The sequence below is a fragment of the Weissella cibaria genome (assembly GCF_004521965.1).
In the GTDB taxonomy this organism is placed as follows: Bacteria; Bacillota; Bacilli; order Lactobacillales; family Lactobacillaceae; genus Weissella; species Weissella cibaria_A.
The window spans coordinates 13,761-35,835 of record NZ_SDGK01000084.1 but is presented as its reverse complement, the minus strand read 5'-3'; the positions used below and the strand labels follow the sequence as shown (position 1 = coordinate 35,835).

Here is a 22,075-nt window from a genome sequence, read left to right as displayed (position 1 = left end):
CCTCAATCACTAAACATGCAAAAAAACCGTCGTTCAATGAATCGGCGGTTTTTCTAGTTATTGAATAAAATCTTTAATAATCCGCGTGATACGGTCAGCTGTGTGACCATCCCCATACGGATTCAAATTATCAGCCATCTCTTGATAGGCTGTTTTGTTATGTAATAGTTCTTCGACTGTTGTCTTGACGGTGTCATAGTCAGTCCCAGTCAAACGTAACGTCCCAGCATCAACCCCTTCAGGCCGTTCAGTCGTATCACGCAACACTAACACGGGCACATTCAATGACGGTGCCTCTTCTTGCACGCCACCTGAATCCGTCATGATGAGGTAACTACGGGCCGCCAGGTTATGGAAGTCCACCACGTCAAGCGGATCAATCAAATGTACCCGGTCAACGTCGGCCAAAATCTCACGTGCTTTTTTTTGCACCGCTGGACTCAAGTGTACCGGATACACCACTTCAACATCAGGGTTATCCGCCACAATATCACGGACCGCGCGGAAAACATTTGCCATCGGTGTGCCTTGGTTTTCACGGCGGTGCATCGTCAGCAAAATCATCTTGTGGTTGGGATCAACCTGTTGCAGTACCTCGTGATGATAATCTTGTTGCAACGTGTACTGCAACGCATCAATCGCCGTGTTACCCGTTGTAAAAATACAATCAGCATCGACGCCTTCGCGCGCCAAGTTATTCGCGCTCAGTGGCGTTGGGGCAAAGTAGACATCTGCAATTCGATCCGTCAACTGGCGGTTCATTTCTTCTGGGAATGGTGAGTACTTTTGCCATGTTCGCAAACCAGCTTCCACGTGACCAACTGGAATTTGATGGTAGAAGGCACTCATACTTGTGGCCAACGTAGTACTCGTATCACCATGGACCAACACAATATCCGGTTGCTCCGTGGTCAGAATATCATCCATCCCCATCAGTACTTTACTCGTAATCTTCGCTAAGCTTTGATTCGGTTCCATAATAGCCAAGTCATAGTCAGGTGTCACATCAAAAATATCCAGCACTTGTTGCAGCATTTCACGGTGTTGCCCAGTCACCACCGTTACCGGGGTCACCTGTTCGTCAGCCTCCAAGGCCTTCACCACTGGAGCCATCTTAATCCCCTCTGGTCGTGTCCCAAAGACAGTCATTACTTTAATCATTTTTGAATCCTCCTACAGCAACTAATGCTGTGAGCGTTGCATCATAGTAAGGTTGTTGCGCAACTGAGCGGTTATAAATTGTCGCGCTGGTTTTATAAAGTGCGCCATAGCGGTCAGTATCTGACTGTGCTGCATAAAAGATTGGGGCGCTAAAGACATTTGATTCATATTTATACAACGCCTTACCCGTTACGGTATAACCTGCTAATATTTGCGTTTGTTGATCAAAGAAGTGCATCAAACGACGGTTAATTTGCACAGCACGTTGATCAAAACTATCTGCCAACATCATCGGCACGCGTGCCGCATTATAGGCATAGTGGCCATCTTGTTTCGTCGCAACTTCCTTGGCTTTAGCGGCACGAACACCTTGCTTGGTGACGACCGCAAAGTCAGGGACTAAGCCCGTTTTATGTTGCTTGCTTAACGTGGCTAACTTAGTCAACATGCTGTCAGAAACTTGCCCCCACCGTTGATCATGCGTTAACTTGGCCAACGATGCGAACACGCTTGGCATCACGTCAGACGTCCGCATCACCCGGTAAGCTGCCGTATCAACCGTTGCCCAATCACCAACAGTCAGCATGTGTTGCTGGTCGTTGTACTCGTAACGCAGAATATCCGCCGCGATTGCTTTGGCCAATGTATTATAGGTTGTTGCTTGCTTTGGCCAAACCGATGCGGCCACCTGTAAGGCGTAAGCGGTATACAAATCCCCATCCGTGGCACTATGTTCGTCGGTGCGCCACGCACCCTTAACATCGCGCTGCCGCCAATTCATTAAGTGCGTTTGTTGTTCATCCACAATCAACCGATTTTGTTGGTAGTAGGCCAGCAAGTGATCAAAGTCCGTCTGACTCGCCCAGCCTTTGCGCCCGGCTTGCGCTGTAATCAGCATGCCCAAACCTTGCGCTTCTGACAGCGCCATCTTTTTATCGCCAGCTCCAGTATTTACGTACGTTGCTTGGGATGATTGTCGCGTCACGAACGTCTTTTGCCACGTTTGATACGTATTGGCAGTGACTGATTGTTCATTATGTAAACGGGCGTACACCAGGATTGCTGTGAAAGCCACGATAATCAAGCCACCGGCCACCCAAATTTTTTTATTTAAAACCATGGTCTCCTCGCTAATCGTTAAAACGCTTTGTTTTCACCCAAACATTACCATTACGGTGGAACAACGCATCACCCATCACCTGCAACACCGCGTGAACAGACACGGCCATAAACAGTTGGGTATATGTGAAATACGACAGGAACGACAACCAAATTTGCTTCGTCGTTGCCTGACCAAACTGCGTCGCCATGGCAATGTTAATCTGGAGCATATACAACAGAATCATTAATACCCAGTTCACCAACAACACTTGCGCTAGGAGCACATTATTCGTGCCGAACGTAAAGGGAATCGTAATGGCTGGATTAAACAGACGAGCAATATAGAACGCAACGTTTACCACAAAGAGAATGTCTGACAACAAAATCGCGGCATTAAACCAGAAGAAGGTTGCGGCGTAATAAAACGTTTCAATTTTGACGCGCCAGTTACTCCGATCAAACAAATGTTTGATGTTATTGATCACAACCTGGTAATTGCCTTTTGCCCAACGCAAGCGCTGGTAATAATAGTCCTTAATGTGTTCGGGTTCTTGCTGGAACGCCTCTGAAGTGTAAGCCAATGCAATCAACTTGCCGCTTTGCATAATCTTGAATGAGATATCGGTATCTTCGGTCAACGCACCATCACGCCATCCTCCGATTTCGGTGACGTAATCTTTGCGAATGATGAAATTCGTACCTGGAATTCGGCCAATCTTGAATAGATGCCAGATTGCAATGTGTTGCACCCGTTGCGTCACGACGATTTCCTGATTAATAAAGCGGGTTAACAAGTTTTGTTCCGCATTACGGGTCTTGTTGCGGCCAAAGACCGCCACGTGGCGTTCCGGATCTTCAAGGGCTTTGCGCACCAAGAAATACAACGCATTCCGCTCGGGCATCGCATCCGCATCATACACGGCGATATATTCACCCGTCGCAATTTCTAATGAATCATTGAGGACACCCGCCTTACCACCTTTACCCGTTCGTTCCACAATCACAATATTGCGGTCACGATACGCTGGTAATTGCTGAACACGTCGCATTTCGTCAGCGGTATGATCATCAGAGTTATCTGAATAAAGCAGTAATTCCACTTTGTCAGCGGGGTAATTGAGGTTCAATATAGCTGACATCGTCTGAGCTATAACGACGTCTTCATTATGTGCCGGCACCACAATTGAAATCGTCGGATAACGGCTCAATGGGGTAATCGCCACCTCTTTGGTACTATTCTTCAACCAAAAATGAATGGCACCGAACAACGTGACCATCGACATTGTGAGAGATAGCCAAATTGATACCAACGTGATGATTAATAACACTTGATGCACCATTAGTTGGTACCCCGCTGCTCCCACAACTTGTACATGGTTGCTTCAACTCGTGAATAAATTGTCCACTCCATGACAAATAACACAAAAGCTAATACTAAGAAGGCGCCACTAACAAACATGGCTAACCAGTAAAATACATTAATCATCTAACGTTCCTTTCTTCATGTACTCCGTCACTAAATCCGTTTCCATATCACGGCGAATATGCTTAATGGCGTCGTCTAGTGTTTGATAGTCCTGTATATTTTCAGTCGTAATATATTTGTGGCCCCACTGGAACTGCGGGCGGAAATCGCCGACTCGAATCGAGGCTAAATCAATCTTCGTCACAGCCGTCAAATAGTCATACGTTTCACGCGGTAATCTAAACGACAAAATCAGCAACATGTCATCATCTAAAATGTAGAGGAATTCAGATGGCAAACGGCGCTCTTTCAAGACATTGGCGGCTTGCGCTAACACATCGTTGTATTGTTCTGGATTAAACTGCTGGTACTGTTCACTATGAGCCCAATGAATGCCGGTCACATCAAGTGACATATCGGCTAAGCCAGGTTCACCGTCGAATCGGGTCACGGCCTTTGCAAAAATTTTGTGCGCATTATACGAGCGTTGCAGGTTTAAGCCCGGGTGGTAATTTTTCGTAAACGCGGCAATATTGTGCTCATTTTCCGCTAACCATCCAAAGCTCCCACCGATGGTCCGTAAGCTACTCGTTAGGAAAATAGCCCCCGGAAACGCAACAATCAGAAAAAGCTTGGCGGTCACATCCATCACGAAAGTGCCCAATAGCAATACCATGACACTAATCACTAAAAAGAGTATGGCTAACCAAGTTGTGAGGATGCTCGGCAACATCAACCCCGTCGCAATTCCTAAAATCACGAGTAGTACAGTCGCCATTTGGACAACACCAGAGGTTAGCCCTGCCAACCAAATGAATAAAATAAGTGCGGTGGTGAAACCGAAAATTGCAAAGTGGCTACGCGTGATTAAATTTTTTCTCGAAATCATTCGGAAACCTCCTTTTCCGTAAACCAAAAGTAAACGAGTTATATCCTGCCACGTTTAGGTAGCTTGGTTAATAAAATGCCTTTAAAAAAAACAACGAAAAAATATAAAGTCGGCTGTTTTACCAGGCCGTATATGTACAAAAAAAGCCTCATGACAACATACGCAACCGTTATCATGAGACTTGTCTCATTCAGTTAGATTTACTTGTTTTCGACGCCATTCGTTGAACTTCACCATGCCAATATGGTTAATCTCGTCCAAAATCCGGCCAATATAAGCCCGCGACTCAATGCCACGCCAAATATAAACGGCCTCATGTCCCTGGCTATCGCGGGGCACGTCAGTCAGCAAAATGTCGGTGTGCGCCGTAAGCCGGTTCGAAATTTGAATGGTCGTCCGCGCGACCTCCCCAAATTGATCAAGGAGCAACCGCTCGAAATTCACACGATCACCAAAATCAAGTGCAACATGCACTTTCGGTACATCGATAAAGAACGTACTCGTCGTCGCAATGCCGGCTACCAAGTTCGTTAACAGAACCGTCTTCAGTTTGTCAGCGCTTACCTGTCGCTGGGCCGCAAACCGCCGCACAATTTCCGTACCCAATTCAGTCGATAACGGATAACGGTTCGAAAACTCAGCGAAATGTTGCATATCATATGTGCCATCACCAAGCCCGTACGGGTAAATCAAGAAGCGCATTAAACTATCACCAACTGTGTACGTGAGGCGTCGTGACTCTATCCCGTGTAGTGGCCGATAAAAGATGCACTGATAACTCGCCTGCACACTATCATCGAAATCTTGCCACCACTGCATCACATGGTCCGTCACATCTTGATGGGTCTGCGTCGTAGCAAAAAGCCCTAAGCTGTGTAAAATCAGGACAATAAATCGCGCTTCGTTGTCTAACGCTTCCGCCGACAGTAAGCCGCTACGCCCCATCAATTGTTTAACTGCCTGAACGACACGTTGGCTTTGGGGTGACATCTCAGGCGTTGGCACTAAATATTGGTCGGTATACGCAGCGGTCACAAAATGTTGGTGTGTGAAGCGGATCGTCCAAATCGCCGCCATATGCCAAATGATACAACGTTGCGATTCACGTAAATCACCAAATTCGGGCGTAATAAAGCTAGCAATATAATAATTCACAACCCGTTTTACGCGGTCTGGAATTTCTTCAGTGCGTTGCCCATTGTAAATGGTTAACAATGTGAGCCGTAGAAAACGGATATTTTCTTCCTGGCCAACCAATTGATGGGTTTTATTCAAGGTAATGCCTTGTTCCGCCAAGTGTTCAACAACAATAGCCCGCTCTTTATAGATAGTCGGCGTTGATACGTTCAACTCAAACGCCAAGTCTTCCCAAGAGTCAAAATTTTCAGCGACTAGGTGCATAATGATCTGCGCCCGTGTCGATTGCGAGAGGTAATAATGTTTCAATTCATCAACTGGCAAGACATTTAGTGGCGCATCGAAGATAATGACGTTGCCTTTTTCAATCACCAGGATATCTGTCTCACCCGTCAAGACGGCAATATCTTCATTCAGCTGTTCAATGATTGAAACCACCATATAGCGTGAAAATTGAAATTCAGCCATCAAGTCCGTTAGTCTGGTGAAGCGATTGCGCACCATATATCGAAAGACTGAGATGCGATTCTGTTCCTGCGTTGTCCAGATCCATTCCATACGTATTCCCCATTTAAACACCAAATTTTAAGACGATTATATCAGCACTAACAATATTTTTTGCTTAATGCAACCAATATAACACTGCCGCAACAGCCACGAGGACACCGGCAATCGTTAGAATTGGTCGCCGAATGTCCTTACCAACCACAATTAATGATGCAGCCACAAACAGGCCGACTAGACTCACAATAATTTGCACCATGGCAAGGACTCGCTTTTCCTTAGATTAAGCTTGTACGTGTAATTCTCGAATGCCTCGGAGGATCATACGGCACTGCTCACGCTCTAGCATACCATGATTTAGCTCATCTGACGCTTTGTCCAGTTTTTCGTCCGCTTCTACACCGAATGACATGCCCTCTTGACGCGTTTGTTGCACACCGGCAATCACGTTGACTGTGAACTGGTGCAATGTTTCAAGCGGCGCCAATTCAACCAAGCGTGACGTAATCGTTGGCTCAAAATCATTCAACATTTCAGTGATGGGCATGAATTCATCAGGTCGAATCGCACCCGCAACCACAATATCGAGTTGTTGGAAGAACGTCACGATTTCTGGGTCAGTACTGAAGCCAAACACCTCGGCTTCACGATGCATTGATTGCATCAATTGCCCCAACATCATCACGTTTGACTCACGGAACTTTGACACAAAGCGAATGAATGACTTAATCATCTTTTCATAACCTTCAGCCGTTGGTTCTTCACTTGTTTGTTCGCGCAAATCTTACAAAGCCGTTTCGATCACGGGATCCTCTGATACAACATCATATGAATCAACAATGTTTTCAGCGACCAACTTCAACATCTCACGATTGCCTTCATAGAACTTCAACGGTGCAAACATCAGGCGCATACGGAATTCCGTCAAACGAGCTGACAATTCAGCAACTGTGTCACCAATCCTAGGCTCGTTGCTAATGACAAGATACGGACGCGGTCGGCTTCATACAATTCATTGTCACGGACATCAATTAATGCAGCCAACTCATCCATTCGTTCCAACACTGACATCGTTGCATCAACGATTGCTTGGCGGTTAACGACGCCACAGTCCCAACCATACTTCTTGCTAACTGTTTCCTTAGGCGCGGCCATCATATCCTTATTCAAGGGCTAATCCTGTTAATAGTGGTTCCATCAAGTTCACCTCAATTTAATCTTTATTCATTGTACTATTATCGTGCCGAAAAATATTGTCCAATTGTCTTGAAAACTTGTGGATTATGCGAAAAAAGAGAGTGGGTCAAATGGCGTTATATTAAAGGTTCAGCCTTTCGGAACACGCTTAAGAGCCGCCAATCTTCCGATTTTAAATCGGGATATTGGCGGCTTTTGAGACTGAGACAGAGTCTTCTGTCCCAGCCACTTCATCTAAAACTATTCTTGATCGTATTGCCATTCATCAGGGAAACGGAGAATACCATTCGTCCGCAATAAAACAGATGGATAAAGTTCCTTCACCATGAAGAATTCAGGCGTAATTTCAAACGCTGGCGTAACCCCAAACTCCGATGAGCGGATATAACCAAACTGGTTCCAGTAGCCTGGCCAGCCAATCGCCGCCAAGACACCGTAGCCATCGTAACGCGCGGCGATTTCGGCATTTTGCGTCAACCGCCAACCAATCCCCCGGCCCCGGTACAACGGGTCAACGACAACTGGGCCGACAACACCAATCGATGAACCCGTGCGATTATCAGACACGGTCGCACCTGACACCATCACATAACCTAGAACTTCGTCTCCACGCTTCGCCACGATTTCAATTGGGCGCTTGCCAAATGGTTGGCCAGCACGCAACCGTCGGACTAGTTTTTCTTCCTCGCCGGTACTGTAATTCGCATCATCGAAGGCTTTGCGAATCAACTGATCACCCTTATCAAAGTCCTTATCTGTCAGGAACTCGAAATGTACATCAATCAACGGGTGCGTTGCATTCATTTGACGCATTGGGAAACGATCAAAAATGTAACCCAATTGCTTCATGAAACGCAACTTTTGTGCATCACTATGACGCAACTTCTCACTACGATCTGGATCACCAATCAAATGACCGAATAAGTTATATAGGTCATAAGTCGTCAACACGCGGAACTCTGGTTCAGTGTGCGTAAAGATAAATTGACCTGGCAGTTTGTGGCCGATCAACGGTTCCACTGCACTTTGGGGCATGTAAGCTACTGATAACGTATTATCAAAATTGCTGTACACCAATTCAGGTACATCAAGCCGTTCAAACTTGGCCGCCTGCATAATGGAATCAATTAATGGTTCATCATCCCAAAAGTCATCTTCAATAATTAATGGGGCAATCTTACTATCTAAGTCGTACCCCGACAAAATTTCGAGAGCAAAGCCACCCGACACGATTGGCACGATTTCCGCGTCATTTAACATGCGGACTAATTGTTCATAATCTGTATAGCGCGTCGCATCCATTTGGCACGCCCTCCTATCGTCAATATTCAGTACTTCAATTATATCGCAGATGCCTAGTGATATACCTGTCGTAACTCGCTAAGTAAGTCTTTGGTTTCTTGCACATAACCAAAGCGACGGTTCACCTCCCCAACGGTACCGGCATCGTGGACGTAACCTAAGCCTTCATAAACCAAGCTTTGGTACAACTCCAGATAAGGGAGGGTACGTTCCATCGCCAGTTGTATTTCAGTCGCTTGATCATACGGAATCGAACGAAAATCCGAGGCGAAGTGGGTGCCATCGACGGCCAACATTAAGTATCGGGCATCGCGGTTCTGACACATCTTGCGTTTTAATGAGAACGGACTACCGACTGAACCCGGGTTCAAAATGGCGCGTCCATCCGATGCCGTGCGGTAAATCATTTGGTGCGTGTGTCCATAAATCGCTACGTCCGCGTCACGCCACATGAACAGAGCATCGAAATAATACTGATCACTCGTTGGTAGCAATTCATGGCCAGAATTCTTCTGCGGCAAATTGTGCGATAGCGTAAAGGCCAAGTCCTCTACATTGTGGGTATCCGCAACCGGCAACGCCATGATGAAGTCACAGTCCTCACGTGGCATGTTTTGCATCACGTAAGCTGCCAAGCATGCCGTGTAAACACGCGTTGGCTTGTTATAGTCAACCGTACGTTCCAAGGCTGCGAATAGGAAATCATCCCAATTACCACGTAGCCAGACTGCAACATTAATATTACGCAACATCTCGACAATATCGTGTGTGCCTGGTCCTGGCATGAACAGGTCCCCTAAGAACCAATACTCATCTGCCCCCGCCGCTTGCGCATCTGCAATGGCTGACTCAAGCGCCGTCACATTACCATGTACATCCGACAAAACCGCTACTTTCTTCATCATTCGTCACCTCCCGTTAATTAAGTTTCATTGTAAATCGAAAAACACCACAGTTCCCTGAAAAAGGAATTGTGGTGTTACATTAGATTAACTTACGATCTGACTGTTGCATCTTCTTCTCGAAGCGACCCAACAAACGACTAATACCAAATGTCAAAATAAAGTAAATTGCTGCTGAAATAATCAACGGAATGAATGGCTTGAATGACGCACCTTGCACAACTGACGTCTGGAATGTCAATTCACCAACACCGATAACGGAAACCACTGAACCTTCCTTGATAACCGTCACAAATTCATTACCCAAGGCTGGCAAGATATTCTTGATCGCTTGTGGCAACACCATGTATCGCATGGTTTGCATTTTCGTGAAACCTAGCGAACGCGCAGCTTCTGTTTGCCCAGCGGGTACGGCTTGAATTCCTGAGCGAATAATTTCAGCAACATATGCAGCAGAGTTCAAGAACATCGCAATGGCACCGGCCATGAAACTTGAAACGTTCAAGCCGATGACTTGCGTACCAAAGTAAACAATGAACACCTGAATCAACAATGGCACACCACGAACAGCTTCGATGTAGGCGACTGCGAACCACTTTAATGGCTTAACGCTTGAAAGCTTCATCAACGCCAACAAAATCCCCAAAACAATCCCAAAGAACACACCGATAATAGCCAAACCAACCGTGTTAATGGTTCCCTTAACAAAGTAAGGATAATACTTTTCAAAGAATGATTCCTTGTGGTTCATCAACGCAACCGCTTCATCATGCCACTTGTCCAATGGCGCACCGACAACATGCTTTTCCAAGATATTATTAACCTTGCTTTGCAGCACCGTCGCATTCTTGGCCATCACGACTGAAGAACCATTCGTCTCACCTGGCAAAGTCGCCTTCGCAACGGCGAATTGCGTACTGTCACCCATGTAGCTTGCAGCTGTCGTATCCGGTACAACGACACCGTCAATTTTACCTTGCGTCAACTGCGTCACGGCGTCGTTAACCTTCTTTAATGACACAACTTTCTTTGCGTCCACTTTCTTAGCAGCGTCTTCTTGAATCGATGACAATTGTGCCGCCAACGTAGCCTTCTTCAAATCGTTTAAATTCTTCAACTTGTTGGCATTCTTCTTCAGCGTCATCACCACGTTCTTATCAACGAAGTATGGCTCCGAAAATGCTGCTTCTTGTTCACGCTCAGGTGTTGCCGTCATCCCGGCCACGACCATATCAACCTTACCTGTCATTACAGCCCCCAACAAAGCATCAAAACTCATTTCTTGAATGACCAACTTCACGCCCAAACGCTTGGCGATTTCATTGGCAACCGAAATGTCGAACCCGACAATCTTATCTTTACCATTAACAGTCGAGTGGAACTCGTATGGCGCATAATCAGCTGACGTACCAACAACCAGCTTGCCATTTTTTTCAATTTTCGCTAGGACGGGATCGGTTCGTGCCGCACTCGCTGGTGTGACCATGCCAACCAACATCATCATTGTCATGACCGCGGCCATGATTTTCGTTACCCATTTTTGCATATAATAACCCTCATTTTTACAACATCTTCGCTAAGAAGCTTTGCGTCCGGTCTGAATCCGGGTGCTCAAAGAACGCCTCCGGGGTATCATATTGGATCATGTCACCATCGGCCATAAACCAAATCTTTGATGCCACTTCACGTGCAAAGCCCATTTCGTGCGTAACGACTAACATCGTCATGCCTTCCTGTGCTAATTCACGCATCGTCTTCAATACTTCACCAACCATTTCTGGATCCAACGCTGAGGTTGGTTCGTCAAACAACATAATCTTTGGGTTCATCGCCAAAGCACGGGCAATCGCCACACGCTGTTGTTGCCCACCAGACAAGGATGCTGGATATGCCGTCGCTTTGTCAGCCAAGCCAACCTTCGCCAAAAACTTTTCAGCCGTCTGTGTTGCTTCAGCATCAGCCACGCCCTTGACCTTAACCAAGGCGATTTTGACATTCTCAATCACCGACATATTTGGGAACAGATTAAAACTCTGGAATACCATCCCCATATCCTGGCGAATCTTATCTAATTCACTTTCTGAGGCTTGCGTAATATCTTGCCCTTCAAAAATAACTTCACCAGACGTTGGTTGTTCTAACATGTTTAACCCACGTAGCAATGTTGACTTACCAGTTCCAGAAGGTCCGAGCAAGGCAATCACATCACCCTCTTCAACCGTTGCGTTGATATTGCGCAAGATGGTTTTATCCCCATACGCTTTGTGCAAATTCTTAATCGTCATAATCGCCATCTTGCTACTCCTTTGTTTCGTACTCGATGAATAGATATTACCAATTCATGTAATTTTATGCAATGAATTTCTTTGTTTTTGTATATTTATCACGGACAAAAGCAGGCGCAAATGCAGGTATTACAACGATTACAGGTTTCAGAAAAATTTTCTGTATACAGAAAAAGGCCGCTAATTGAATAGTGGGCCTTAAGTTCTCTCTTTGCACAACACTTAGCGTGCAGTGTGTTCTGTAATGTTTGCTTCGTCTTCGCGTCAACCCTTTGCGTGGGCACGTGACCACAAGTCAGCTTCGACTTGCTCCAACGTTTGGTTACGCGTCCCAATCGTGAAGTGCTTGACGAACCAGATGGCTGCGATACATGGTACGGCATAACCGATGAACAATAAACCCGTACCGAAGTAGTTCAACAATGGTGGGAATGTCAATGAAACAATGGCGTTAGCACCCCTGTTAACAACGGTTCCGAATGAGTTACCCAAACCATGACTGTTCAATGAGAATAACTAACCGATCATCACCCACATAACCGGTCCCCAAGTTTCTGAGAAGAAAGCAATGTAAATCGTCAACGCAATCGCGCAGATGTAAGCTGCAGCTTGTGATTGACCTGAGAAGTGCATTGAGAATGACATGGTGAAGAGTGAAATACCCATTCCCCCAGGCACCCTAAATCAACATCTTCTTACGATCAACCTTGTCCATCATCTTCATGGCAACCCACGTCACGATAACGTTAAAGACTCCGATTCCCATATGGGTAATCGAAGCGGCAATGACACCAAATCCAACATCAGTAAAGATGGTTGGGGGCATAGTACAAAACCGTGTTACATCCCATAACTTGTTGGAAGATTGCCAACCCCATAGCCATGGCCAAGACCGGACGGGCCATCAAACCAAACAATTCCTTGAAACCACCGTTAGCCATCGAGGCTTGCAACTTAATGTCAGCCAATTCATCCTTAGCGGCTTCTGAATTGTCTTGCAACTTTGTCAAAACAGCCAAAGCTTCGTTTTCTTGACCCTTACGAACCAAGTAACGTGGTGATTCTGGCAGTGTGATACCACCAAAGAACATCAAAATTGATGGGACAGCGGCCAATCCCAACATCCAGCGCCAACCAAGGTCAAAGCCTGACAACGCGTAGTTAGAAAAGTAGGCCAACAACTAAAAGTTATGAACGGCGGCTGATCCCAACACTCCAACGATAAAGATAAGTGATGAAACCATCACCAACTTACGACGACCGTACTTATCTGATGATGGTCAAAAAACAGCTGCACCGATGATAGCTCCCAGCAAAATCGCTGACACTACCCATCCTTGTTGCTATGAACCCAAATTTAATCGATACAACCAACCTCCACATAAACTATAACGCTTGTTTTGAAAGCGCTTGCAACCGAATTCACTTATTCTGCTATTTTTAATCGCAAATGGTCAAAAAAACGGTCATCCATTCCTGGATGACCGTTTGAAATTCGTTTAGAATAGTGGACTTTTAGTGGTTAAGACATAAGCTGCCCCGATTGAGTCACCAAAGCGTTGCACGCCCTTAGCGTCGACCAAGAAATCAAAGCTGGCCAAGTCACGCATGGCTTGTTCAACCGCGGCTGGTGCCAAATTCTCGTCAACGTCCTTCAACTTCCAGTGTACCTTAGCCCCTGGCTTGTCCGTGTTCTTAGCTGCAAATACCAAATCTAATGTCTTCATGTTAAAATTCCTCCTCGTTTTGAATTACGCAACAACCGGCACGTTCTTGGCGGCGACGACCTTGATTTCCGTCACAGCTGATTCCACACCCAAGACTTCGACAACCTTGGCGAGCTGACGCAGTTGCGCCTCCGCTGTCCCTGGCTTGACGTAGAACGTCCGGGTGATCATCTTGTCGTTGGCGGGGTGATTTCCCGTGAAACGTACCTTTACAACTTCCATTACTTGATTTTCTGACATTTTTTCTGTCCCCCGCATTTTGATTTTGAGTACCCATGGCCACTTCGACTCGTTCTGAGTTATCAGCGTTATTTGCTGACACCTATACTAACGAAACGAGGGACACAAAATGTCGCAAAGTCGTTGGATTTAGTTTTGGTAGGTCGTTTAATTGTTCATTGCAAGTCGCCACCACGCCAGCAGTCGAGAGGTTCTCTATTTGTTTAACTTGAGATTAGGCGCGAAAAAGGCAGGTTCGTATATAAACAAACCTGCCTAAAAAAAATTAATAAACTACTTTAGTGTGGATACTGAGCCCCACGCTCGTAAACCTGCTCTGGTTCTTGGCTGATACGCTCGAACTTATTCAAGCCGGTAATCAGTGCCATTTCTTCGTCAGTTAGTGCGAAGTCATAAACATTCCCGTTTTCAACCACTCGCTCAGGACGTGATGATTTTGGAATAATGCTTGTGCCACGTTGGACGTGCCAGCGCAAAACAACTTGCGCTGGTGACTTTTGGTACTTCGCCGCAATTTCAACAATCACAGGCTCTGCCAAAACCGATCCGCGACCCAATGGCGCCCATGCTTGCGTCACAATGTGATTATCTTGGTGATACTGAAACAAGGCGTCCTGCGTCAAATGTGGGTGGTTCTCGACCTGGTTAACCACCGGCTGCTCATTAGCCTTAGTTGCCAAATATTGCAAATGTACCATGCCGTAATTTGACGTACCGATTGACTTCACTAGCCGTTCGTCCTTCAAACGTTCAAAAGCACGCCACGTCTCAAAGAAGTGTTGGTGCAATGGCCAGTGAACTAATAGCAAGTCAACGTAGTCCATATCTAGCTCGCGCAATGAGGCTTCCACAGAGGCCAACGTTGCATCGTAACCCTGATTAGCTTCTGCGACCTTTGTCGTCACAAACATATCGTCACGTGGCAATGAGAGCTCCTTAATTGCAACCCCCAACATCCCCTCGTTCTTGTACATCTGTGCCGTATCAAATAAACGGTAGCCGCTCTCCCAAGCTGACTGTACAACACCCGTTAGCTCCGCTTGGCTTGTGACCTTATATAATCCGAGTCCTTGCAACGGCATCTCATGGCCATCAACAAGGGTTACCTTTGTTGTTAAATCAGACATGTTAAATCCCTCCGCTGTTCATTTTACCCGATTTTGTCCGCACAAATATAACTTTTCCATGACTTATACATCATCACCAACACAAAAGCGACGCCTTTGGGGACGTCGCTTCTGCTTTTGAGATTTTTAAGTTATTTTCGAGATATATTTTGAGAGTATTCGTTAATTTGTTAAGTTAAAACGTTTTGGGTTTGTGTTTAAATAATTAGTCCTTGATGTCAACGTAAGTCAACTTGAACATGTTTGACAAGTCTTGCAATTGCTCAGCTGTAATCTTGAATGACAAAACCGTGTGGTGACCACCACCAACTGACATCCAACCGACAGCACCCTTGTTCAAACCTTGCTTAGGCGTCCACAATTGCTTAGCCACCGGCAAGTGAGGCATTTCAGCTTCTGGCTTGTTACCAGTTACATCATATGACATCAACTTGAACTCGTTACCGTAGTCAGCCATCGTGGCGTCAATTCCGTCACCTTCCATACCAGTGAATACCAAACGGGCAGGATCAGCCTTACCACCGATTCCCAGTGGGTGAACTTCAACACGTGGTTTGTCTGAGGCGATTGTTGGGTCAACTTCCAACATGTGTGAGCCCAAGATCGCTTCGTGACCCTTACGGAAGTCCAATGTGTAGTCTTCCATGAAGACCGTTGACTCGTTATGAGCCATGATCTTCATCAAACGTACCAAGGCAGCCGTCTTCCAGTCACCTTCACCAGCAAATCCGTAACCTTCAGCCATCAACAATTGTGCGGCCAAACCTGGCAATTGCTCCAAACCAAACAAGTCTTCGAAGTTGGTCGTGAAGGCCGTGTAACCGTTCTTGTCCATGAAGTGCTTGATACCGAAGTACTCACGCAATTGATACTTCACGTTGTGCTCAAACTTTTCTGGTATGTTGTCGCCGATAACGAAGTCGTATTCCTTTTCCAATTCAGCGTACTTAGCATCGATATCATCAGGGTTAACGGCATTAACCGCCTCAACCAAATCACCAACAGCCCAGTAATCAACCGTCCAACCGAACTTGATTTGCGCTTCAACCTTGTCCCCGTCAGTAACGGCCACGTTGCGCATCTTATCACCGAATGTCACAACCTTAATCTTGAATGATTCGTTGTAGGCAACTGCTACGTCCATCCAGTTAGCAACGGCTTCTTGCACTTCTTGGTCAGCCCAGTGACCTGAGATGATCTTGTTGTTAATACCCAAACGAGCATTGATGAAGGCGTATTCGCGGTCGCCGTGGGCTGATTGGTTCGTGTTCATGTAGTCGAAGTCAATCGTGTCGTAAGGCAAGTTGTTCAAGAACTGCGTTGCCAAGTGCAACAATGGCTTTTGCAACAATTGCGTACCGCGGATCCAGTTCTTAGCTGGTGAGAACGTGTGCATCCACGTAATCACACCGGCAACCGAATCGTCGAAGTTAGCTTCCTTCATGGCAGCTGCAATATTTTCTGATGTCGTTGCCACCAACTTGAATTCAACGGGGTATGGCAAGACACCTGATCCGTTCAAGCCATCGACAATCTTCTTCGCGTTCGCTTCAACTTCTTGCAATGTCTCAGGTCCGTACAAGAATTGTGAACCCGTGATAAACCAGAACTTATAATTGCTAGTGTTAAACATAATCATTATTCCCCTTAAGTAATTTCCCGAATGTTAGTTAGTAACTTCTGTCTTCTTTTGACCGTAATAGGCGTTCGCACCGTGCTTACGCAAGTAGTGCTTGTCCAACAACGTTTGTGACATGTGCACGTTGTGTGGGTTCAACATCATTGTGTGGTAGGTCATTTGTGCAACTTCCTCTAACACAACTGAGTTATAAACTGCCTTCTCGGCATTTGGTCCCCAAACAAATGGGCCGTGATCTTGTACCAAAACCGCCGGTACTTCATTAGGGTCGATGAAACGGTCTTCAAATGTCTTCACAATGACATTTCCCGTCTCCAACTCGTAGGCCCCATTGATTTCAGCTTCCGTCATTAGTGACGTGGCCGGAATATCACCGTAGAACGTATCCGCGTGTGTTGTACCAGCTGCTGGAATATCCACGCCAGCTTGCGCAAATGAAACAGCCCATGGTGAGTGCGTGTGCACAATACCGCCGATATCTGGGAATTCCTTGTACAAGACACGGTGTGTGTCCGTATCGCTTGAAGGGTTCAAATCTCCTTCAACGACATTCCCGTCCAAATCAACGACAACCATGTCATCTGGCGTCAAATCATCATAATCAACCCCAGAAGGCTTAATCACGAACAAACCACTTTCGCGATCAATTTCTGAAACATTTCCCCAAGTAAACTTAATCAAATCGTGCTTTGGCAAAGCCATATTTGCCTCATACACGCGCTGCTTCAAGTTCTCCAACATGAATTTCATCCTCCTCTACTGTTGCAACCACCGGTTCGTCTGAGATGGCATCAATGGCGGCCTTTTCGATCGCGATACCGTCCTTGTAGCGAACCATAAACTCTTCAAAACCAGCGACGTCAACTGGATCAGGCGCCATCGTTGTACTGTCTTGGTTCGCGAAGACGCGGTTTTCCAAGAAGTCTGCCAATGACTCACCAGCTTCGCGCATCGTCACATATTGTGACAAGATTGCCATTCCCCAAGGGCCACCTTCACCAGCGTTCGTCATCAACGTCACAGGGGCGTCCATAACTGCAGCCAAAATCTTTTGACCAACGACTGGTGTGTTGAAAATACCACCTTGGGCAACAACTGAGTCCATCACAACGTCTTCTTGCTTCAAAATGTCCAACCCGATCTTAACGGCACCGAATGCTGAATATAGGTGCATGCGCATCAAGTTAGGCAAGTTGAATTCCGCATTTGGCGTGCGAACAAACAATGGACGACCTTCGTTAACACCCGTGATATTTTCACCTGAGTGGTAACCGTAGCTTAGCAAGCCACCCGCGTCTGGGCGGGCATCCAAAACGGAACGGAACAAGGCACGGTACAAGTCATTCGCGCTAAGTTCAGCACCAATAGCTTGTGCGAATTGCTTAAACATCCGAGCCCAAGCATTAATTTCTGATGAGCTGTTATTGGCGTGAACCATGGCAACCGCTGAACCATCAGGCGTCGTCACCATATCGATGTCTTCGTGGGCTTGTGACAAAGCCTTTTCCAAGACAATCATGGCAAAGGCTGATGTACCAGCTGATACGTTAGCCGTACGTTGCTTAACTGAGTTCGTCGCAACCATGCCTGTTCCAGCGTCTCCTTCAGGTGCTGCGGCAACCGCACCACCAACCAGCAAACCACTTGGGTCCAGCAGCTTAGCACCTTCGTCCGTTAAGCGACCCGCTTCTTCACCAGCTGACTTAACCGTTGGCAAAATGTCACGTAACGTCCAGTGATATTGTTGGGCTGACTTCAACTCGTTGAACTTGTTCAACATGCCCTCGTCGTAATCGACCGTGTTTGAATCGATTGGGAAGACCCCTGAAGCATCCCCGACACCCAACACTTTTTCACCAGTTATTTGCCAGTGCACGTAACCAGCCAACGTCGTCATAAAGTCGATATCCTTCACGTGCGCCTCTTGGTTCAAGATGGCTTGGAACAAGTGAGCGATACTCCAACGTTGTGGAATGTTAAAGTCGAACAACTCTGTCAATTGGCTAGCGGCTTGACCCGTGATGGCGTTACGCCAAGTTCGGAAAGGCACCAACAAGTTACCACCCTTATCAAAGGCCATGTAACCGTGCATCATCGCTGCGAAACCAATTGATGACAAGTTACGAATAACTGTGCCATGTTCGATGTTAACTTGATCCGCCATATCGCGGTAAGCATCTTGGACACCTGACCAGATATCTTCTAGTGAGTACGTCCACACGCCATTTTCAAGCTTGTTTTCCCATTCATGACTTCCAACAGCAATTGTTGAGAAGTCTGTGGCAACCAAGACAGCCTTGATACGAGTTGAACCAAACTCAATTCCCAAAGCGGCTTGACCGTTCATAATTTCGTTTTGAATTTCTTCTTTATTCATTATTCCGTTTCCCCTCAAACGAGAATCATTTTGCGTTTTGTAATCGTTTACATGAATTATATTAAATCAATTGTCCGGACAAATCAAGAGATGATTCGAAAAATTCAAAATTTAGACATATAAATAACAGTTAATTCACGTTAGTTTTCCAGGAATAGTCGGCCGAAACGCCTATTAACGGGCATTCATTTAATTCCGGACAAATGTATAGTCTGTTTTAATTTTACGTACAAATGTTATTTTTTGTGTGTCGTAGCGTTGCGACGAGGTGTGGTGGTTGGGGTACGACTCCGACCACCACACCAGCAGCCGAGATATTCTCTGTTTGTTTGATCAGCATGGATATAGAGACTTTGATAACCGTCCATGACAGCAAACCAAAAATCCCAGCAAGCCTCGCTGGACTTACTGGGAAAATTTTGGAATTATTAGCCTAAAAAATCTCTCACAATTTTTAAGGGTTAATTGATGTTAGGCATGGGATTCAGTTACCTGTTCCACCGGGCCACCTGCCGCCTCTTCGACTGGGTTAACCTTCTTCTCGCGTTCCAAAAAGAATACGGCTACCAATGTGATGACCATAACCACGGCTGACATCATCAAGTACGTTGATTGGTAGCCAACTTTGTCATACATTGATCCGGCAACTGTTGAGAAGATAAAGACTGAGATTTGCTTAGCAAAGTTAGATGCCAAGGCGTAAACCGTTGCGTACAAACGGATGTCGAAGGCACCTGAGATGTACTTCATGATTGAAACCAACAACAATGGCATTTCGAAACCAGCTAGCAAACGGAAGAAAACAATCCACTCCCATGATGGTGCCATAGCTGATCCAAAGATACGTACGAACGTCAAGAATCCGTAAATCAACAATCCATTACGGGCACCAATCTTGTTGATGATGAATGGCATTGGAATCATCAAGCACAATTCAATGACTGTTTGCGCTGAGTTCATGTATGAGTACATGATTGTTCCTTGTGAGTCAGTCTCAAAGAACGTCTTGAAGAATACGATAAATTGTTGGTCGAACACATCGAACACAGCTGAGGCTCCCATGTAGAACAAAGCCAAAATCCAGAAGTTACGCAACTTAAAGATTGAGAAGACATCCTTCTTCGTCAACTTTTCGTTTGAGCTACCCATTGCAGCAGCGGCATTTGAGAAGTTAATCTTCGTTGAGAACAACAACAACATCGTCAGCAAAACCGCTGACGCCGAGCAGGCCCACCAGATAGCGTTTGGTTGCCACAAGAACAAACGACCGGCTACCAAAGCTGATACGGCCCCTGCAACTGATCCACCCATACGTGAGTGACCAAACTCGAACTTGTTCGCCAACGAGGCACGTTGTACGTACTGCTCAATAACTGACACACCACCGTTCAAGATGAACGCCAATACAATACCCGTTACAATTGAAGCCAAAACTGGACTGATAGCCAAAATTGGCATGAAGGCCCATTGGAAGTAAGGTCCAATGAAGATTCCGGCAACCGCAATCGTAATCAACAGCGTCTTTTTAAATACCAACTTGTCAGAAATGATACCGAACAATGGTTGGAACAGTAATGACATACCCGCCATCAATGAGAAGACCACCCCGGATTGTGCACCTGATAGACCAGCTTGTTGGCCCAACCAAAGTGTCAAAAATCCATACGTAATTGCCCAAATAAAGAAGTAACTAAAGTGCGAAGCCGCAAATCCCCAGAAATGCTTGCTTTCCTTAACCACTTGACTCATGATAATCCCCCTGAGTTTTTCATTCGTTAGTTAAAAGTAAATGGTTGTGGCTTGCCAAATACCGGGAAGCCGTTATCGTCCCACTCGAATGGTTGGACCATCGTGTGGCGGTTCGGATCGTACAAAGGATCACCCTTGATATCCAAGTAGTTGCGGACGTGGTAAACCAACAAATCTGTTTCACCATCTTCAGCAACCGTAAATGAGTTATGACCTGGACCGTACAAACCGTTTGCCATATCTGATTGGAAAACGGGGTGGTCCAGCTTGTGCCAGTTTGCAGCATTCAAGACATTCTTGTCATCTTCGATCCACAACATCCCCATCGCGTAGTTTTCATCAGTGGCCGAACCAGAGAACGTCAAGAACACCTTACCGTTACGCTTCAAGATGGCTGGTCCTTCATTCACCCAGAAAATCTTAGTTTCCCAATCAAATTCTGGCTTTGACAACATAACCGGCGCCGTCTTCAACGTCCATGGGTTTTCCATTTCAGCGATGTACAAGTTTGAGTTGCCCTTAATTTCAGGGTCCTTTTGCGCCCATATGTAGTACAACTTGTCGTTTAATTCAAATGACGTTGCATCCAGAGCAAATGAATCAAGGTGCGTTTCAATTTGTCCCTTTTCAACCCAGTTGTCTTCTGATTCCATTGGATCTTCTGCGTCACATTCGATAGCAAACATCCGGTGTTGGAACATCCCATTTTTATCAAATGCCGTTGTGTGTGAAGCAGCATAGTACACATACCACTTACCATCCGTGTAGTGTAACTCTGGTGCCCAAATCAATTCGCTTTGTGCGCCGGTACCTGAATCGTGCTTACGCCAGATTGTGCGTGGCATTGCGTGAACCAAACCATCAATCGTCTTCGCACGACGCAACTCAATTAAGTTGTAAGCCGGTACCGAAGCAACAAAGTAGTAATAACCATCCGTGTGCTTGTAGATATATGGATCAGCACGTTGGATGATCACCGGGTTTTCGTAGCGAACTGTCATATCTATTAAACTCCTAAAATTCCTTGAAAGCGTTTTCTTTCTTTTACGAGTATTATTAAAGCACTTGTACGGACAAATTACAACCCCAAAAACATTCAGTTAACGTCCAAGTCACATTTTCTTAAACTTTGATACATTTATCGCAAATTAATAATACGGTTTTTTAGTTAAAAAACGCCTATTTATAGACTTTACGTATAATTGAAGGCCTATTTTGTACCAGAATAACCCTTTCACTAGTGATTATCATCTACTGTCCCGGATGCGTTTAA

The 22,075-nt window shown here is 45.8% G+C and carries 22 protein-coding genes and 1 pseudogene; all 23 read right to left on the bottom strand.

The window, feature by feature from the left end; translation table 11 throughout:
* Positions 1-57: 57 nt before the first annotated feature.
* The 23 genes and pseudogenes from wecB to EST42_RS09285 all read right to left on the bottom strand — a co-directional run bounded on the left by wecB (position 58) and on the right by EST42_RS09285 (position 21,803).
* Positions 58-1,161, bottom strand: coding sequence for a non-hydrolyzing UDP-N-acetylglucosamine 2-epimerase (gene wecB, locus EST42_RS09375; RefSeq protein ID WP_134645178.1), 1,104 nt, complete (start codon positions 1,159-1,161; stop codon positions 58-60).
* Positions 1,154-2,281: a glycosyl hydrolase family 8 gene (locus EST42_RS09370; RefSeq protein WP_134645177.1), complete on the bottom strand. Its 1,128-nt coding sequence runs from the start codon at positions 2,279-2,281 to the stop codon at positions 1,154-1,156. Before EST42_RS09370 ends, wecB begins: the two co-directional genes overlap by 8 nt.
* Positions 2,282-2,291: 10 nt before the next feature.
* The gene (locus EST42_RS09365; RefSeq protein WP_209019489.1) at positions 2,292-3,602 is read right to left on the bottom strand and encodes a glycosyltransferase family 2 protein; all 1,311 of its coding nucleotides are present in this window, start codon (positions 3,600-3,602) and stop codon (positions 2,292-2,294) included.
* Positions 3,602-3,748, bottom strand: coding sequence for a hypothetical protein (locus EST42_RS10645; RefSeq protein WP_167711224.1), 147 nt, complete (start codon positions 3,746-3,748; stop codon positions 3,602-3,604). Before EST42_RS10645 ends, EST42_RS09365 begins: the two co-directional genes overlap by 1 nt.
* Positions 3,741-4,616, bottom strand: coding sequence for a hypothetical protein (locus EST42_RS09360; protein WP_134645176.1), 876 nt, complete (start codon positions 4,614-4,616; stop codon positions 3,741-3,743). The genes EST42_RS10645 and EST42_RS09360 overlap by 8 nt, the downstream gene beginning before the upstream one ends.
* A gap of 186 nt (positions 4,617-4,802) precedes the next feature.
* Positions 4,803-6,311, bottom strand: coding sequence for a helix-turn-helix domain-containing protein (locus tag EST42_RS09355; protein WP_134645175.1), 1,509 nt, complete (start codon positions 6,309-6,311; stop codon positions 4,803-4,805).
* Positions 6,312-6,375: 64 nt separating this feature from the next.
* Positions 6,376-6,516, bottom strand: a complete 141-nt coding sequence (locus EST42_RS10640) for a hypothetical protein (protein WP_167711222.1) — start codon at positions 6,514-6,516, stop codon at positions 6,376-6,378.
* A 24-nt stretch (positions 6,517-6,540) separates the two neighbouring features.
* On the bottom strand, positions 6,541-7,038 hold the full coding sequence (locus tag EST42_RS11250) for a hypothetical protein (protein WP_245150462.1): 498 nt from the start codon (positions 7,036-7,038) through the stop codon (positions 6,541-6,543).
* Between the two features lie 3 nt (positions 7,039-7,041).
* Positions 7,042-7,197, bottom strand: a complete 156-nt coding sequence (locus tag EST42_RS11245) for a hypothetical protein (protein WP_245150461.1) — start codon at positions 7,195-7,197, stop codon at positions 7,042-7,044.
* Entirely contained in the window at positions 7,182-7,427 is a 246-nt protein-coding gene (locus tag EST42_RS11240; protein ID WP_245150460.1) for a hypothetical protein, read from the bottom strand. The genes EST42_RS11245 and EST42_RS11240 overlap by 16 nt, the downstream gene beginning before the upstream one ends.
* 267 nt (positions 7,428-7,694) lie before the next feature.
* Complete coding sequence (locus EST42_RS09345; protein WP_134645174.1) at positions 7,695-8,756, bottom strand: GNAT family N-acetyltransferase; 1,062 nt, start codon at positions 8,754-8,756, stop codon at positions 7,695-7,697.
* Between the two features lie 53 nt (positions 8,757-8,809).
* Positions 8,810-9,661, bottom strand: coding sequence for a metallophosphoesterase family protein (locus tag EST42_RS09340; RefSeq protein WP_245150459.1), 852 nt, complete (start codon positions 9,659-9,661; stop codon positions 8,810-8,812).
* Positions 9,662-9,740: 79 nt separating this feature from the next.
* Positions 9,741-11,204, bottom strand: a complete 1,464-nt coding sequence (locus EST42_RS09335) for an ABC transporter substrate-binding protein/permease (RefSeq protein WP_134645173.1) — start codon at positions 11,202-11,204, stop codon at positions 9,741-9,743.
* A 16-nt stretch (positions 11,205-11,220) separates the two neighbouring features.
* A complete protein-coding gene (locus EST42_RS09330; RefSeq protein WP_134645172.1) occupies positions 11,221-11,952 on the bottom strand; it encodes an amino acid ABC transporter ATP-binding protein in 732 nt (243 codons plus the stop codon).
* Positions 11,953-12,207: 255 nt separating this feature from the next.
* Positions 12,208-13,271 (bottom strand): annotated as a pseudogene (locus tag EST42_RS09325) (MFS transporter).
* Positions 13,272-13,442: 171 nt separating this feature from the next.
* Positions 13,443-13,670 carry a DUF2922 family protein gene (locus EST42_RS09320; RefSeq protein ID WP_134645171.1) on the bottom strand — a complete coding sequence of 76 codons (228 nt, stop codon included), beginning with the start codon at positions 13,668-13,670 and terminating at the stop codon, positions 13,443-13,445.
* Between the two features lie 24 nt (positions 13,671-13,694).
* Positions 13,695-13,910, bottom strand: a complete 216-nt coding sequence (locus EST42_RS09315) for a hypothetical protein (protein WP_134645170.1) — start codon at positions 13,908-13,910, stop codon at positions 13,695-13,697.
* A 278-nt stretch (positions 13,911-14,188) separates the two neighbouring features.
* Positions 14,189-15,037, bottom strand: a complete 849-nt coding sequence (locus tag EST42_RS09310) for an aldo/keto reductase (protein WP_134645169.1) — start codon at positions 15,035-15,037, stop codon at positions 14,189-14,191.
* A gap of 205 nt (positions 15,038-15,242) precedes the next feature.
* Positions 15,243-16,670, bottom strand: a complete 1,428-nt coding sequence (gene araA / locus EST42_RS09305; protein ID WP_134645168.1) for an L-arabinose isomerase — start codon at positions 16,668-16,670, stop codon at positions 15,243-15,245.
* Positions 16,671-16,703: 33 nt separating this feature from the next.
* Positions 16,704-17,417, bottom strand: coding sequence for an L-ribulose-5-phosphate 4-epimerase (locus EST42_RS09300; protein WP_134645167.1), 714 nt, complete (start codon positions 17,415-17,417; stop codon positions 16,704-16,706).
* Positions 17,386-19,053 (bottom strand): xylulokinase, encoded by a 1,668-nt coding sequence (locus EST42_RS09295; RefSeq protein ID WP_134645166.1) that lies wholly within the window; start codon positions 19,051-19,053, stop codon positions 17,386-17,388. The genes EST42_RS09300 and EST42_RS09295 overlap by 32 nt, the downstream gene beginning before the upstream one ends.
* A 471-nt stretch (positions 19,054-19,524) precedes the next feature.
* Positions 19,525-20,802 (bottom strand): oligosaccharide MFS transporter, encoded by a 1,278-nt coding sequence (locus tag EST42_RS09290; RefSeq protein ID WP_134645165.1) that lies wholly within the window; start codon positions 20,800-20,802, stop codon positions 19,525-19,527.
* Positions 20,803-20,828: 26 nt separating this feature from the next.
* Complete coding sequence (locus tag EST42_RS09285) at positions 20,829-21,803, bottom strand: glycoside hydrolase family 43 protein (protein ID WP_134645164.1); 975 nt, start codon at positions 21,801-21,803, stop codon at positions 20,829-20,831.
* Between the last annotated feature and the right edge of the window lie 272 nt (positions 21,804-22,075).

Excerpts from the sequence above, each read along its gene's own strand:
- wecB (WP_134645178.1), bottom strand. The coding sequence starts at position 1,161 with ATGATTAAAGTAATGACTGTCTTTGGGACACGACCAGAGGGGATTAAG.
- EST42_RS09370 (WP_134645177.1), bottom strand. The coding sequence starts at position 2,281 with ATGGTTTTAAATAAAAAAATTTGGGTGGCCGGTGGCTTGATTATCGTG.
- EST42_RS09365 (WP_209019489.1), bottom strand. The coding sequence starts at position 3,602 with ATGGTGCATCAAGTGTTATTAATCATCACGTTGGTATCAATTTGGCTA.
- EST42_RS10645 (WP_167711224.1), bottom strand. The coding sequence starts at position 3,748 with ATGATTAATGTATTTTACTGGTTAGCCATGTTTGTTAGTGGCGCCTTC.
- EST42_RS09360 (WP_134645176.1), bottom strand. The coding sequence starts at position 4,616 with ATGATTTCGAGAAAAAATTTAATCACGCGTAGCCACTTTGCAATTTTC.
- EST42_RS09355 (WP_134645175.1), bottom strand. The coding sequence starts at position 6,311 with ATGGAATGGATCTGGACAACGCAGGAACAGAATCGCATCTCAGTCTTT.
- EST42_RS10640 (WP_167711222.1), bottom strand. The coding sequence starts at position 6,516 with ATGGTGCAAATTATTGTGAGTCTAGTCGGCCTGTTTGTGGCTGCATCA.
- EST42_RS09345 (WP_134645174.1), bottom strand. The coding sequence starts at position 8,756 with ATGGATGCGACGCGCTATACAGATTATGAACAATTAGTCCGCATGTTA.
- EST42_RS09340 (WP_245150459.1), bottom strand. The coding sequence starts at position 9,661 with ATGATGAAGAAAGTAGCGGTTTTGTCGGATGTACATGGTAATGTGACG.
- EST42_RS09335 (WP_134645173.1), bottom strand. The coding sequence starts at position 11,204 with ATGCAAAAATGGGTAACGAAAATCATGGCCGCGGTCATGACAATGATG.
- EST42_RS09330 (WP_134645172.1), bottom strand. The coding sequence starts at position 11,952 with ATGGCGATTATGACGATTAAGAATTTGCACAAAGCGTATGGGGATAAA.
- EST42_RS09320 (WP_134645171.1), bottom strand. The coding sequence starts at position 13,670 with ATGAAGACATTAGATTTGGTATTTGCAGCTAAGAACACGGACAAGCCA.
- EST42_RS09315 (WP_134645170.1), bottom strand. The coding sequence starts at position 13,910 with ATGTCAGAAAATCAAGTAATGGAAGTTGTAAAGGTACGTTTCACGGGA.
- EST42_RS09310 (WP_134645169.1), bottom strand. The coding sequence starts at position 15,037 with ATGTCTGATTTAACAACAAAGGTAACCCTTGTTGATGGCCATGAGATG.
- araA (WP_134645168.1), bottom strand. The coding sequence starts at position 16,670 with ATGTTTAACACTAGCAATTATAAGTTCTGGTTTATCACGGGTTCACAA.
- EST42_RS09300 (WP_134645167.1), bottom strand. The coding sequence starts at position 17,417 with ATGTTGGAGAACTTGAAGCAGCGCGTGTATGAGGCAAATATGGCTTTG.
- EST42_RS09295 (WP_134645166.1), bottom strand. The coding sequence starts at position 19,053 with ATGAATAAAGAAGAAATTCAAAACGAAATTATGAACGGTCAAGCCGCT.
- EST42_RS09290 (WP_134645165.1), bottom strand. The coding sequence starts at position 20,802 with ATGAGTCAAGTGGTTAAGGAAAGCAAGCATTTCTGGGGATTTGCGGCT.
- EST42_RS09285 (WP_134645164.1), bottom strand. The coding sequence starts at position 21,803 with ATGACAGTTCGCTACGAAAACCCGGTGATCATCCAACGTGCTGATCCA.